Source organism: Microbispora cellulosiformans, from assembly GCF_008728085.1.
In the GTDB taxonomy this organism is placed as follows: domain Bacteria; phylum Actinomycetota; class Actinomycetes; order Streptosporangiales; family Streptosporangiaceae; genus Microbispora; species Microbispora amethystogenes.
The window spans coordinates 97,122-110,509 of sequence record NZ_VYTZ01000006.1; the positions used below are offsets into that span (position 1 = coordinate 97,122).

General features: G+C 72.4%; 11 protein-coding genes. 6 read left to right on the plus strand and 5 right to left on the minus strand.

Annotated features, from left to right (window positions below; all coding sequences use genetic code 11):
- The first annotated feature begins 83 nt into the window (after positions 1–83).
- The gene (locus F5972_RS17615) at positions 84–1,970 is read left to right on the plus strand and encodes an ABC transporter ATP-binding protein (RefSeq protein WP_150934656.1); all 1,887 of its coding nucleotides are present in this window, start codon (positions 84–86) and stop codon (positions 1,968–1,970) included.
- A gap of 13 nt (positions 1,971–1,983) precedes the next feature.
- On the opposite strand, the gene F5972_RS17620 is transcribed toward F5972_RS17615, so the two are convergent.
- Positions 1,984–2,862: a sulfotransferase family protein gene (locus F5972_RS17620; RefSeq protein WP_150934657.1), complete on the minus strand. Its 879-nt coding sequence runs from the start codon at positions 2,860–2,862 to the stop codon at positions 1,984–1,986.
- A 31-nt stretch (positions 2,863–2,893) separates the two neighbouring features.
- Here F5972_RS17620 and F5972_RS17625 point away from each other — a divergent pair, with 31 nt between their 5' ends.
- From F5972_RS17625 to F5972_RS17635, 3 genes are all read left to right on the plus strand, one after another.
- A complete protein-coding gene (locus F5972_RS17625) occupies positions 2,894–3,856 on the plus strand; it encodes a S66 peptidase family protein (protein WP_225311596.1) in 963 nt (320 codons plus the stop codon).
- Between the two features lie 43 nt (positions 3,857–3,899).
- Positions 3,900–4,805, plus strand: a complete 906-nt coding sequence (locus tag F5972_RS17630; protein ID WP_225311597.1) for a hypothetical protein — start codon at positions 3,900–3,902, stop codon at positions 4,803–4,805.
- 88 nt (positions 4,806–4,893) lie between these two features.
- Positions 4,894–5,883 (plus strand): pirin family protein, encoded by a 990-nt coding sequence (locus F5972_RS17635; RefSeq protein WP_150934658.1) that lies wholly within the window; start codon positions 4,894–4,896, stop codon positions 5,881–5,883.
- Between the two features lie 3 nt (positions 5,884–5,886).
- Here the strand turns inward: F5972_RS17635 and F5972_RS17640 are convergent, their stop codons facing one another.
- Both F5972_RS17640 and F5972_RS17645 read right to left on the minus strand, forming a co-directional pair.
- Positions 5,887–7,656, minus strand: a complete 1,770-nt coding sequence (locus F5972_RS17640) for a glycoside hydrolase family 15 protein (RefSeq protein WP_150934659.1) — start codon at positions 7,654–7,656, stop codon at positions 5,887–5,889.
- Between the two features lie 63 nt (positions 7,657–7,719).
- Positions 7,720–8,298, minus strand: a complete 579-nt coding sequence (locus tag F5972_RS17645) for a snapalysin family zinc-dependent metalloprotease (protein ID WP_150934660.1) — start codon at positions 8,296–8,298, stop codon at positions 7,720–7,722.
- A 269-nt stretch (positions 8,299–8,567) separates the two neighbouring features.
- Between F5972_RS17645 and F5972_RS17650 the strand changes: the two genes are divergently transcribed.
- Positions 8,568–9,059, plus strand: coding sequence for a GNAT family N-acetyltransferase (locus tag F5972_RS17650; RefSeq protein WP_150934661.1), 492 nt, complete (start codon positions 8,568–8,570; stop codon positions 9,057–9,059).
- 15 nt (positions 9,060–9,074) lie between these two features.
- On the opposite strand, the gene F5972_RS17655 is transcribed toward F5972_RS17650, so the two are convergent.
- Positions 9,075–10,877 (minus strand): glycoside hydrolase family 15 protein, encoded by a 1,803-nt coding sequence (locus tag F5972_RS17655; RefSeq protein WP_150934662.1) that lies wholly within the window; start codon positions 10,875–10,877, stop codon positions 9,075–9,077.
- A gap of 24 nt (positions 10,878–10,901) precedes the next feature.
- Positions 10,902–11,540 carry a membrane protein YczE gene (gene yczE / locus F5972_RS17660; protein ID WP_150934663.1) on the minus strand — a complete coding sequence of 213 codons (639 nt, stop codon included), beginning with the start codon at positions 11,538–11,540 and terminating at the stop codon, positions 10,902–10,904.
- Positions 11,541–11,604: 64 nt separating this feature from the next.
- On the opposite strand from yczE, the gene yczR reads away from it, so the two are divergent.
- Positions 11,605–13,098, plus strand: coding sequence for a MocR-like transcription factor YczR (gene yczR, locus F5972_RS17665; RefSeq protein ID WP_150934664.1), 1,494 nt, complete (start codon positions 11,605–11,607; stop codon positions 13,096–13,098).
- Positions 13,099–13,388 lie beyond the last annotated feature (290 nt).

Genomic DNA, 13,388 nt, shown 5'->3' on the forward strand with positions numbered 1-13,388 from the left:
CTGACGGGCGCTGTTCGCTTCGAGCTGACGGGGGAATCGGGGGAGTCCTCCCATCGCTGCACGCCTGGGAGGATGTACGGCATATGTCGATGATGAACGGGGGCTACGGCTTCCAGGTGATGCGGTCCCTGCGGCGTGACAGCTCCGTGACGAAGGAGCGCATCGCGCCGGGGACCGTCCGGCGCATCGCCGGGTACGCGCGGCCCTTCCGGGCGCAGATCGCCGGGTTCCTCGCGCTGGTGGTGGTCGACGCGGTCATCGTGGTCGCCAACCCGCTGCTGATGAAGGCGATCATCGATGAGGGCATCATGCCCAAGCGGGTCCAGGTGGTGCTGTGGCTCGCCGTCACGATCGCCGCGCTGGCCGTCGTCGACGCCGGGCTCGGCCTGGCGCAGCGCTGGTTCTCCGCGCGCATCGGCGAGGGCCTGATCTACAACCTGCGCACGGAGGTCTACGACCACGTCCAGCGCATGCCCGTGGCGTTCTTCATGCGGGCCCAGACCGGCGCGCTGGTCTCCCGGCTGAACACCGACGTCATCGGCGCGCAGCGGGCGCTGACCAGCACGTTGTCGTCGGTGGTCTCCAACGTGATCAGCCTGGTGCTGGTGCTCGGCACCATGATCGTGCTGTCGTGGCAGGTCACGCTGGTCGCGCTGGTCCTGTTACCGATCTTCATCTTCCCCGCCAAGTGGGTCGGCCGCCGGATGTCGGCACTGACCCGCGAGCAGATGCAGCTCGACGCCGAGATGAGCTCGGTGATGACCGAGCGCTTCAACGTGGCCGGGGCGATGGTCACCAAGCTGTACGGCAGGCCGGACGACGAGGCGGCGTACTTCGCCGAGCGGGCGGGCCGGGTCCGCGACGTCGGCGTGATCGTCGCGATGTACGGCGCGGTGTTCCGCATCGCGCTGGGACTGGTCGCCGCGCTCGCCACCGCGCTCGTCTACGGACTCGGCGGCTCCCTCGCGATCTCGGGTGCGTTCGCGCTCGGCACCCTGGTCGCCCAGTCGTCCCTGCTCATGCGCCTCTACGGCCCGCTGACCAGCCTGTCGAACGTGCACGTCGACGTGATGACCGCGCTGGTGAGCTTCGACCGGGTCTTCGAGGTCCTGGACCTCAAGCCGATGGTCGCCGAGAAGCCGGACGCGCGGCCGATCCCCGACGGGCCGGTGACGATCGAGTTCGACGACGTGCGCTTCCGCTACCCGGCCGCCTCCGACGTCTCGCTGGCCTCGCTGGAGTCGGTGGCCCGCCCGGACACCGGTCCCTCCCAGGAGGTGCTGAAGGGCGTGTCGTTCACCGCCCGCGAGGGCGAGCTGGTGGCGCTCGTCGGCCACTCGGGCGCGGGCAAGACCACCATCACCTCGCTGGTCTCCCGGTTGTACGACGTGGACGAGGGGGCCGTGCGGATCAACGGGCTCGACGTCCGCGACGCCACCCTTGACGGCATCAGGGACACGGTCGGGGTGGTCATGCAGGACGCCCACCTGTTCCACGACACGATCGGCAGCAACCTCCGCTACGCCCGCCCCGACGCGACCGACGAGGAGGTCTGGGAGGCCCTGCGCGCGGCCCAGATCGCCGACCTGGTCAAGAACCTGCCCGAGGAGCTGGAGACGGTCGTCGGCGACCGCGGATACCGGCTGTCGGGCGGGGAGAAGCAGCGCATCGCCCTGGCCCGGCTGCTGCTCAAGGCGCCCCGGGTCGTCGTGCTCGACGAGGCCACCGCCCACCTCGACTCCGAGTCCGAGGCGGCGGTGCAGCAGGCGCTGAAGACGGCCCTGCGGGGACGGACCTCGCTCGTGATCGCCCACCGGCTGTCGACCATCCGCGAGGCCGACGCGATCCTGGTCATCGAGGACGGCCGGGTGGTCGAGCAGGGCCGGCACGAGGAGCTGCTGAAGCGGGGCGGCGCCTACGCCGAGCTGTACCGCACCCAGTTCACCGGCTCGGGGTCCGGCGGGTCCTGAACGCGGAAGGCGTTCACCGGTAGCCGAGGCGGGCGAGTTCCTCCCTGGCCACCTTCTCCACCAGTTCGGCGTCCTCGCCGGACAGGCGCGTGCGCCAGCCGCCCGGCCGGGGGATCGTCGCGCCGTACAACGCGATCATCGAGACCTTGGTCTCCAGGAAGGACGACACCGCGTCGATCGCCTCGCCGGGCGCGGCCACCAGGTCCTCGTACCGGAGCGTGAGCAGGTGCTCGGCGGGCAGTTCGCGGCGCAGGGCCGCGTTCAGCCGTACGGCGCCGCGCCAGCGCAGGGCGCACTTGCCCGCGGCCGGCATCTCGGCCCAGCGCTGCCGGTGCTCGGCCGAGCGCACGCCGAGGAACGGGTTGGGAAACTCGGCGTCCTCGCTCAGCATGTGCGGCTTGACCCAGGCCATGCAGGCGGGGTCGGCCAGCATGTCGGCGACGACGTCACGGCCGTCGCGGACGACCTGGATGAACCGGGCGTCCGGAAACGCCCGCAGCAGCACCGGCGTGCTGTAGATCAGGTCGGGGCTGGCGTCGCCGAACCGCGTCAGCGTCCCCGGCCCGACGCAGGGCCCGGCGCCGATGATGCCGCCGGCCTCCCGGCAGGCGGTCGTGCACTCCGCGCAGGACGCCGGGACGACCTGCCAGGCCTCCGCCAGCACGTCGCGCAGCACCCGGGGCGCCCCGCCGCTGCGGGCGATCGAGGGCCTCCGGGCGAAGGCGTAGACGACCCGGGTCACCGGGCCCCTGCCCATGGTCACGTGGAAGCCGGGGGAGCGCTTGAGCGCACGGCCCAGCAGGTCCGCGCCGGAGTGCGGGGCCGCGATCACGAACACCGGGCGACGGACCTTGACGCCGTTGACCACGAGGATGTGCGTCGGAGGTCGCATAGATACCGCTAAGTCTGACACCCTTTGAAGGGTGAGCGAGCGCATCCGCGGCGGGGCGGGGGGTGTCGCCTCGGTAACGGTGCCGGAGGCGCCACGGCGGCTGCGGCCGGGAGACACCGTCGCGCTGGTCGCGCCCGCCGGCCCGGTGGATCCCGTACGGCTGGAGCGCGGCGGGGCGGTCCTGGAGGCGCTGGGCCTGCGGGTCGTGTACGGGGCGTCGGTGCGGGCCCGGGAGGGCTATCTCGCGGGGCCGGACGCCGAGCGCGCCGCCGATCTCCAGGCGGCCTGGTGCGACCCCGGGGTGGCGGCCGTCATCTGCGCGAGGGGCGGCTACGGCGTGACCCGGCTCCTCGGGCTGCTCGACTGGGACGCCATGGCGGCGGCCGGTCCCAAGATCCTGCTCGGGTCGAGCGACGTCACCGCGCTGCACCGGGCCTTCGCCGACAGGCTCGGCCTGGCGACGCTCTTCGGGCCGATGCCGGCCTGCGCGACGATCAGCGACCCCGAGGGGCCCGAACCGGTCACGTTCGCCTGCCTGCGGCAGGCCCTGTTCGAGGGCGGCACGCCCGCCCCGATCACGGGCGACCGCGTCATCGTGCCGGGACGGGCCGAGGGACGGCTCACAGGGGGCAACCTCGCCCTGCTCGCCGCCCTGTGCGGCACGCCGTACGCGATGCGGGGGGAGGGCCGGATCGTGCTGCTGGAGGACGTGACCGAGGAGCCGTACCGGATCGACCGGATGGTGACACAGCTGCTCCAGGCGGGCTGCCTGGACGGCGCGGCGGGAATCGTGCTCGGGTCGTGGGTGGACTGCGGCGATCCGCTGCCGGTGCTGGCCGAACGCCTGTCGCCCCTGGGTGTGCCGGTCCTCGCGGGGCTGCCCGTCGGGCATGGATCACCACAACTGAGTATGTGGTTGGAGACGAATGTGGCTATTGTGACCGAATCGTGCCCAGCCTCGGGCGCATTCCGCGACTCGGACGCGGCAACCTGAGACGCGCCCGGAGGCGCCCGGGCGGTGGCGAAGGGATGGTGCGTTGGGACTCTTGCGGCGACTGCTCAGCCGGACGCGGCCGGACGATCCCGCTCCGAGAGCCGTCGAGGACGTCGATCTCGACTCCCTGCTGGGGCTGGTCGCCGAGACCATGGGCTACACCTGCGGGTTCGCCGCCGACGGCACGTCGATGACGCTGGCCTCCCCCGAGCGCGAGCGGGTCGTGAACCTCGTCGGCCTGCGCCGTGAGGCCGCCCGGCGCACCCGCGAGGACTGGCCCATGCTGGTCTCCGAGCATCTGGCCCACGCCGTGTCGGGCGAGCCGTTCGACGCCTGCAACCTCAAGCCGATCAAGCCGCTGCTGCGCACGCGGGTGCACGCCGCCGACGACCCGGCCTTTCCCGACCCGTCCCGGATCATCGGCCGCCACCTGAGCGCCGACCTGATCGAGGTGCTGACGATCGGCGCCCGCCCGGTCCGCCCCGAGGAGGCCTTCTGCTGGCCGATCCCGCCGGGGGAGGCGCTCGACGTCGCGGTGGGCAACGCCCTGGCCGACGAGCGGCCCACGGTGTCCCGGCTGGACCTGGGCGGCACCGAGGTCACGCTGCTGGCCGCGCCCAGCGCGGCCGCCCATCTGCGCCGCCTGCCCGCCCACACGCACGTGCCCGAGGACGGCATGCTCGCCGTGCTGCCGCACCGGGGGCTGGTCGCGGTGCATCCGGTGGCCGGCATCGGGGTGGTGCGGGCGATCGAGCGGCTGCGGCTGTTCGCCCACCGGGAGCACGCCGGTCACGCCGACGGGCTCAGCCCGCACGTGTACTGGTGGCGCCGGGGCAAGCTGACCCGCATCCAGGCCGACCTGATCAGCCACGACGGGCAGACCCGGCTTGTCGTCGCGCCGCCGCCGGAGTTCGCCCGGCTCCTCGCCCGCATCGCCGGCCGGTCCTGAGCCGCCGGTCCTGAGCTGTGGGGAATGTCCTGCGGGCGGGCTTGGTTCAACGCGTAAGAAGTTGAACTTTAAACCAGGAGAGGTGGCCATGCCCGCCGTCACCGCAGACACCCTGACCCTGCCCCGCGTCGCCGCACCCGATCCGGCCGTCGCCGGACCCCGCCCCGTACGGTCGGTGACGACCGCCCCCAGCGGCTTCGAAGGCGAGGGCTTCCCCGTACGGCGCGCGTTCGCCGGGGTGCCGCAGTCGCTGCTCGACCCGTTCATCCACATGGACCAGATGGGCGAGGTCGAGTACGCCCCCGGCGAGCCGAAGGGCACGCCGTGGCACCCGCACCGCGGCTTCGAGACCGTCACCTACATCATCGACGGCGTCTTCGAGCACCAGGACTCGAACGGAGGCGGCGGCACCATCACCAACGGCGACACCCAGTGGATGACCGCCGGGTCCGGCCTGCTGCACATCGAGAAGCCCCCGGAGCACCTGGTGGTCTCGGGCGGGCTCTTCCACGGTATCCAGCTGTGGGTCAACCTCCCCCGCGCGCACAAGTTCCACCTGCCCCGCTACCAGGACATCCGGGGGCGTGAGGCGGCCCTGCTCGCCTCGGCCGACGGCGGCGCGCTGCTCCGGGTCATCGCCGGAGACCTGGACGGGCACGCCGGCCCCGGTGTCACGTTCACCCCGATCACGATGGTGCACGCGACCGTCAGCCCGGGCGCCCGGCTCGACCTGCCCTGGAACCCGGACTTCAACGCCCTCGCCTACGTGCTGGCCGGTCAGGGCTCCGTGGGCGCCGAGCGGCGGCCGGTCCGCAAGGGGCAGCTCGCCCTCTTCGGCCCGGGCGGGTCGCTGACCCTCGCCGCGGACACCGCCCAGCCGCAGGCCGAGCCCGCGCTGGAGGTGCTGCTCCTCGGCGGGCGGCCGATCCGCGAGCCGGTCGCGCACTACGGCCCGTTCGTGATGAACACCCGCGCCGAGATCATCCAGGCGATGGAGGACTACCAGGCGGGACGCCTGGGCGTCATCCCCGCCGAGCGGGTCCCGCACGCCGACGGCCCGCTGCCTGAGACGCCCTGACGGCTACTGGAGAGCCAGCGCCGTATTGATCAGGTGGATGTGGCTGAAGGCTTGGGGGAAGTTGCCGAGTTGGCGTCTGGTGCGGGGGTCGTATTCCTCGGCGAGGAGGCCGACGTCGTTGGTGAGGTTGATGAGGCGTTCGAAGAGGTGGACGGCTTCGGTGTGGCGGCCGGTGAGGGCGCGGGCTTCGGCGAGCCAGAAGCTGCAGGCGAGGAAGGCGCCTTCGCCGCCGGGGAGGCCGTCGACGGGGTTGTGTTCGGCGGGGTTGTGTTCGGGGCTGGGGTAGCGCAGGACGAAGCCGTCGGTCATGAGTTCGCGTTCGACGGCGTCGATGGTGCCGGTGACGCGGGGGTCGTCGGGGGGCAGGAAGCCGACGATGGGGATCTGCAGGAGGGCGGCGTCGAGTTCGGTTGAGCCGTAGGACTGGGTGAAGGTGTTGCGGACCGGGTCGTAGCCCTTCTCGCAGACCTCCGCGTGGATGCGGTCACGCAGCGCCCGCCACCGCTCCACGTCGCCCTCCCGGCCCAGCTCCTCGATCACCCGGACCATGCGGTCGGCCGCGACCCAGGCCATCACCTTCGAGTGGACGAAGTGGCGGCGCGGCCCGCGCACCTCCCACAGGCCCTCGTCGGGCTGGTCCCAGTTGTTCTCGAAGAACCTCATCACCGCGGTGATCATCGCCCAGGCGTGGTCGTCGGGCGGCATGCCCTGCTTGCGCGCCTCGTACAACGCGCTCACGACCTCCCCGTAGATGTCGAGCTGGAGTTGCGTGGCCGCGCCGTTGCCGATCCGCACCGGCCGGGACCCCTCGTAGCCGGACAGCCAGTCGAGCGTCGTCTCCGGCAGGCGGCGCTCGCCGGCCACGCCGTACAGGACCTGGATGTCCTCCGGGCGGCCGGCGATGGCCCGCAGCAGCCAGGAGCGCCAGGCGTCGGCCTCCTCGACGTACCCCGAGCCGGTCAGTGCGTCGAGCGTCATCGCGGCGTCGCGGAGCCAGCAGTAGCGGTAGTCCCAGTTGCGCACCCCGCCGAGGTGCTCGGGCAGCGAGGTGGTCGGCGCCGCGACGATCCCGCCGGTCGGGCTGTAGGTCAGGGCCTTGAGCGTGATCAGCGAGCGGACCACGGCGTCGCGCCAGGGGCCTTGATAGCCGCACCGGGACGACCACGCCTCCCACATGGCCGTGGTCTCGGCAAGCTGCTCCAGGGGATCGATCCGTTCGGGCTCCGGATGGTGGGAGGGGTGCCAGGTGAACACGAACGGCACCCGCTCCCCGGCTGAGACCGTGAAGGTCGCCTCGTGCCGGTAGTCGCCGCCCCGCAGGTGGACGGGGGAGTGGATCCAGACCGAGTCGGGCCCGCCCACGGCGTGCAGATGGCCGCCGGTGCGGCGGACCCAGGGCACGATGCGGCCGTAGTCGAAGCGGATGCGGATCTCGGTGCTCATCTCGACCGTGCCCGACAGGCCCTCCACGATCCGTACGAGATCGGGGTTGGCGGAGCGGGGCGGCATGAAGTCGATCACCTTGACCGCGCCGGTTGAGGTCTCCCAGACGGTCTCCAGGACGAGCGTGTCCCCGGCGTACGCCCGGCGGGCCGCCTCCTCGTGGCCGGTGGGGGCCAGGCGCCAGAAGCCGTTGGACTCGTCGCCGAGCAGGCGGGCGAAGCACGACGGGGAGTCGAAGCGCGGCAGGCACAGCCAGTCGACCGAGCCGTCCCGGCCGACGAGGGCGGCCGACTGCATGTCGCCCACGAGGGCGTAGTCCTCGATCCGCATGCCCGCCACGCTACCCGGGGGGCGCGGTGCGTACGCCGCTCCTACGCCGCTCCTACCCTGCTCCTATGCCGCTGGAGCCAGGCGCGCGGCGTCCGGGCGGTCGACGAAGAGCGCCGCGGATCCGCCGAGCAGGGCGGAACCGGCGAAGTTGGCGTTGACCGCGCTGCGCTCCGCCGCGCTGGGGTTGGCGTTGGTGCAGCTCACCGGGGCGCTGGAACCGGACATCAGGTCGGAGCACAGGCCGGTGCGCCGGTCGGGCAGGCCGAGGATGTGGCCGATCTCGTGCGTGGCGATCCGCAGCGGGTAGTAGCCCTCGCTCGTCGCCTCCCTGCCCATCCAGATGGTGCCCCGGCCGAGGCTGGTGCGGCTCGTACGCGGCCAGCCGTTGTCGGCGAGCACGGTGAAGTCGGCCGGTGTGCCCGCCACGAGCCGGACGTTGGTGACACTGGCGTTCCAGACCTGGGCCGCCTGGTCGATCACCGTGCGGAACTCGGCCGCCCGGCTCGCGTCGTACCGGAGCACGCGCACGGCGCTCACTGTGCTCACCCCGCTCGCCCCGGCGTGGGCGGACGGCGTGGGCGACAGCAGGACGAGGCCCAGGACCAGGGCCGGGAGGGCGCGGAGGAACCGTGACAGGCGCATCGGGGTCTCCTCGATCGGGGGGTTGCCACCGCGAGGCGCACCTCGGGTGGGGCTGCCGTCACCGTACGCGCGGCCTGGCCGGCCGGGGACAGGCCAATTTCCCCCTACTACTGCGGTATAGGGGCCTTGATATTATCCGTGCACTACTGAGAGCCTCCCGGCCGGACATTCCGCCGGGAGGCTCTCGGCGTTTTCAGGCCCCGTTTCCAGTGCCTGCTTCCGGCGCCTGCTTCCGCTCCTGCTCCCGTTCCTGTCGTGAAGGACCCGTCATGCCCGATCTCGCCGTCCGCCTTGCCGATGCCGCCGACCATCCCGTACTGGAGCGTCTGTGGCTGATGTTCCGGCATGACATGTCGGAATTCGGCAGAGTGCTGCCCAATCCCGACGGGACCTTCCGCGGGGAGCGGCTCCAGGCGGCGTTCCATGACCCGGACTGGGCGGCGTACCTGCTGACCAGCGGCGAACGCCCCGCCGGTCTCGCTCTCGTCCGCGGCCTCACCGCGCGGACGCGCGTCCTCAGCGCCTTCTTCGTCGTACGCGGCGTGCGGGGGTCGGGGATCGGGCTGCGCGCCGTGCGGCAGGTGACGGCCAGGCACCCCGGCTCCTGGGAGGTGGCCTTCCAGGACGCCAACACGGCCGCCGTACGCTTCTGGCGCCGCGTCGCCGGGGAGATCGCCCCGGGCGCGTGGAGCGAGGAGCGCAGGCCCGTGCCGGGGCGGCCCGACCTGCCGCCGGACGTGTGGATCGCGTTCCCCGCCTGAGAGCTCTCCGTACGGTCACAGGGTGCCCGGCTCCGGGCGCGCGGGCGCGCCGCTCAGCGCCTGGGCGGTGTGGATCAGGTGGATGTGGCTGAAGGCTTGGGGGAAGTTGCCGAGTTGGCGTCTGGTGCGGGGGTCGTATTCCTCGGCGAGGAGGCCGACGTCGTTGGTGAGGTTGATGAGGCGTTCGAAGAGGTGGACGGCTTCGGTGTGGCGGCCGGTGAGGGCGCGGGCTTCGGCGAGCCAGAAGCTGCAGGCGAGGAAGGCGCCTTCGCCGCCGGGGAGGCCGTCGACGGGGTTGTGTTCGGCGGGGTTGTGTTCGGGGCTGGGGTAGCGCAGGACGAAGCCGTCGGTCATGAGTTCGCGTTCGACGGCGTCGATGGTGCCGGTGACGCGGGGGTCGTCGGGGGGCAGGAAGCCGACGATGGGGATCTGCAGGAGGGCGGCGTCGAGTTCGGTTGAGCCGTAGGACTGGGTGAAGGTGTTGCGGACCGGGTCGTAGCCCTTCTCGCACACCTCCGCGTGGATGCGGTCACGCAGGGCGCCCCACCGCTCGAACGGCCCGGTGCGGCCCAGCTCGGCCGCGCCCCGGGTCATGCGGTTCATGGCGAGCCAGGCCATGATCTTCGAGTGGACGAAGTGGCGGCGCGGCCCGCGCACCTCCCACAGGCCCTCGTCGGGTTGGTCCCAGTGACGTTCGAGGAACTCGGCCCCTTTCACCAGCAGCGCCCAGGTGTAGTCGTCAGGCGCCATGCCCTGCTTGCGGGCCCGGTAGAGCGCGTTGACCACCTGGCCGTAGACGTCGAGCTGGAACTGGCCGGCGGCGCCGTTGCCGATGCGGACGGGCCGCGCGCCCTCGTACCCGGACAGCCAGTCGAGCGTCGTCTCCGGCAGGCGGCGCTCGCCGGCCACGCCGTACATGATCTGGTGGTCCTCGGGGCGGCCGGCGATGGCGCGCAGCAGCCACACGCGCCAGGCGTCGGCCTCCTCGACGTACCCGGCCCGCAGGAGCGCGTCGAGCGTCATCGCGGCGTCGCGGAGCCAGCAGTAGCGGTAGTCCCAGTTGCGTACCCCGCCGAGGTGCTCGGGCAGCGACGTGGTCGGCGCGGCCACGATGCCGCCGGTCGGGCTGTACGTCAGGGCCTTGAGCGTGATCAGCGATCGGACCACGGCGTCGCGCCACGGGCCGCGGTAGCCGCAGCGCGCCGCCCAGTCCTGCCACAGCCGTACGGTCAGGCCGAGTTCGGAGAGAGGGTCGATGGCCTTCGGCCGCGGCTGGTGGGAGGGGTGCCAGGTGAACACGAACGGCACCAGGTCCCCGGCGGAGACGGTGAAGGCGGCCTGGTGCCGGTAGTCGCCGCCCTGCAGGTGGACGGGGGAGTGGATCCAGACCGAGTCGGGCCCGCCGACCGCGTGCAGGTGCCCGCCGGTGCGGCGGACCCAGGGCACGATGCGGCCGTAGTCGAAGCGGATGCGGATCTCGGTCGTCATCTCGACGGTCCCCGACAGGCACTCCACCACCCGTACCAGGTCGGGGTTGCCGGACCGGACCGGCATGAAGTCGAGCACCCTGGCCGTCCCGGTGGAGGTCTCCCAGTCGGTCGCGAGCACCAGCGAGTCGCCGACGTACGCCCGCCGGGCGGCCGTGTCCCGGCCCGCGGCGGCCAGGCGCCAGAAGCCGTTGGTCTCGTCGCCGAGCAGGCGGGCGAAGCACGACGGGGAGTCGAAGCGCGGCAGGCACAGCCAGTCGACCGAACCGTCCCGGCCGACGAGGGCGGCCGACTGCGTGTCGCCGACCAGGGCGTAGTCCTCGATCCGCATGCGCTCACCTCCCCGCGCGGCGCGTCATGACGGCTGCGTACCCGGTGACCGGGTGGTGACCCCGGCCGGGGCCCACAGCTTCATGAAGACCTGCGTCAGCGGGCCGATCGCCAGGGCGAAGACGACGGTGCCGATCCCGACGGTGCCGCCGAGCAGCCAGCCGGCGGCGAGCACGGCGAGCTCGACGATCGTACGGGCGAGCCGGATCGACAGGCCCATCCGGTGCAGGCCGGTCATCAGGCCGTCGCGCGGCCCCGGGCCGAAGCCGGCGTGGATGTAGAGCCCGGAGGCGGCGGCGATGGCCACGATCCCGCTCAGCAGGAAGGTCCACTGGACCGGCCACACGCCGGGCGCGGGCACCAGCCACATCACCACGTCGGCGCTCGTGCCCACCACCAGGACGTTGCTGATCGTGCCGAGGCCGGGCCGCTGCCGCAGCGGGATCCACAGCAGCAGCACCAGCGCGCCCACCAGGTTGATGCACATGCCGATCGACCAGCCGGTGCGGATCGAGAGGCCCTGGTGGAAGACCTCCCAGGGGTCGAGGCCCAGGCCCGACTCGACGAGCAGCGCGATCCCGCCGCCGTAGAGCGCCAGGCCGACATAGAGACGGACGAGCCGGAACGTGAGCGAGCGGGGACGCGAAAGGGAGAGTTCGGTCATAGTGGGCTCAATGGTGCAGGCCAAGGGCTTGCCATAAAAGGGCCAATCAACGAAATTGGACCGCATGGACCGGTATGTCAGCGCTCCTCAACTCGCCAGGCTCCTCCGGGTGCCGCCCGGCTCGCGCCCGTACTACCGGGCGCTCGCGCACGCCGTACGCGGCCTGATCCTCGACGGGAGGCTCGCCGTGGGGGTGCGCGTGCCGCCCGAACGGCACCTGGCCGAGTCGCTCGGGGTCAGCCGCACCACCGTGACCACGGCGTACGACCGGCTGCGCGAGCAGGGCTACCTGGAGAGCAGGCAGGGGTCGGGAAGCCGCACCGCCCTGCCGGACCCCGGCGCACTGGGCGCCGACAACCCGTGGCTCGCCTCCGACGAGGACGGGCTGCTGCCGCTGCACGCCGCCGCCCCGCCCGCGACCGGCCTCCTCGGAGAGGCCGTGGAGGAGGCGGGGCGGGTCTATCACCGCTACGCGCTGGGCACGGGCTACCACCCGCTCGGGCTCACGCCGCTGCGGGAGGCGATCGCCCGCCGGTACGGCGAGCGGGGGCTGCCCACCCGGCCCGAGCAGATCCTCGTGACGGGCGGGGCGCAGCAGGCCGTCCACCTGGTCATGTCCCTGCTCGCGGGGCCGGGGGACCCCGTGCTGGTCGAATCGCCGACGTACCCGCACGCGATCGACGCGGCCCGCCTGCGGTCGGCCCGCCTGGTGCCGGTGGGCGTCCAGGAGGACGGCTGGCACCTCGACCTGGTGGGCGGTGCGATGCGCCAGTCGGCGGCCCGCCTCGCCTACGTCATCCCCGACTTCCAGAACCCCACAGGGCACCTGATGGACGACGCCGGCCGCGCCGCCCTGGTCGGGGCCGCCCGGCGTCACGGCACGACGCTCGTCGCCGACGAGGTCTGGGCCGAGATGGCGCTGGACCCCGCCGTACGCGCGACGCCGCTGGCCGCGTTCGACACCGACGGACGGGTGATCAGCGTGGGATCGGCGTCGAAGCTGTGGTGGGGCGGCCTGCGGGTCGGCTGGATCCGGACGACCGCGGCGATGGTGCGGCGTCTGGCCCTGCTGCGCGCCGCCGTGGACATCGCGAGCGCCGTGTTCGACCAGCTCGTGGTGGCGTGCCTGTTCGAGCGCATCGAGGAGGCGCGGGCCGAGCGCCGCCGCACGCTCGGCGCCTCGCTCGCCGCGCTCACCGAGGCCCTGCGCGAGCAACTGCCGGGATGGGCCTTCACCCCGCCGCCCGGCGGCGGGTCGCTGTGGGTGCGGCTCGACACGCCGGTGGCGAGCGCGGTCGCCGAGGCCGCCGCCGCCCGGGGCGTACGGCTGGCCCCGGGGCCGTGGTTCGGCGTGGACGGCACGCTGGAGCGATACGTGCGGCTGGCGTTCACCCAGCCTCCGGCGGTGCTGGAGGACGCGGTACGGCGCCTCGCCGCCTCCCCGGCTGCCTCCTCCGCCGCCTCGCACGGCGTCTCCGGCGTGGCCTTCCCGGGAGGCTCTCCGGCCGGCTTCCGATCGGGATACCCATCCCGGGAGCCGCTCACGCCGACGCTGTAGCTGTTCTGGCTGACTATTCAGAAATAGATCGACAATAGATCGACAGGGTCGCATATTCGACGATTGGGAATCGGCCTGTGGCTCCAACCAAATCGTCGCGCAGGGCTGTTCTTGACCGGCCGATGTGGAAGAATTGAAACAGGATTTCGAATCTAACGGGGAGGTGCGATGGATCTGTTCGACGTTGATCCTGAGCGCCTCCCTCGTTCGGACGATGCTGGTACGGACGGCTGGTGGGAGCAGCTCATCGCCCGCTCGCCCCTGTGGTCCGCCGAAGATTCACTCGCCCG

Coding starts and splice junctions, on each gene's coding strand:
- F5972_RS17655 (WP_150934662.1), bottom strand. CDS start 10,877: ATGCGGATCGAGGACTACGCCCTGGTCGGCGACACGCAGTCGGCCGCC.
- yczE (WP_150934663.1), bottom strand. CDS start 11,540: ATGACCGAACTCTCCCTTTCGCGTCCCCGCTCGCTCACGTTCCGGCTC.
- F5972_RS17645 (WP_150934660.1), bottom strand. CDS start 8,298: ATGCGCCTGTCACGGTTCCTCCGCGCCCTCCCGGCCCTGGTCCTGGGC.
- F5972_RS17635 (WP_150934658.1), top strand. CDS start 4,894: ATGCCCGCCGTCACCGCAGACACCCTGACCCTGCCCCGCGTCGCCGCA.
- F5972_RS17615 (WP_150934656.1), top strand. CDS start 84: ATGTCGATGATGAACGGGGGCTACGGCTTCCAGGTGATGCGGTCCCTG.
- yczR (WP_150934664.1), top strand. CDS start 11,605: ATGGACCGGTATGTCAGCGCTCCTCAACTCGCCAGGCTCCTCCGGGTG.
- F5972_RS17620 (WP_150934657.1), bottom strand. CDS start 2,862: ATGCGACCTCCGACGCACATCCTCGTGGTCAACGGCGTCAAGGTCCGT.
- F5972_RS17640 (WP_150934659.1), bottom strand. CDS start 7,656: ATGCGGATCGAGGACTACGCCCTCGTGGGCGACATGCAGTCGGCCGCC.
- F5972_RS17650 (WP_150934661.1), top strand. CDS start 8,568: ATGCCCGATCTCGCCGTCCGCCTTGCCGATGCCGCCGACCATCCCGTA.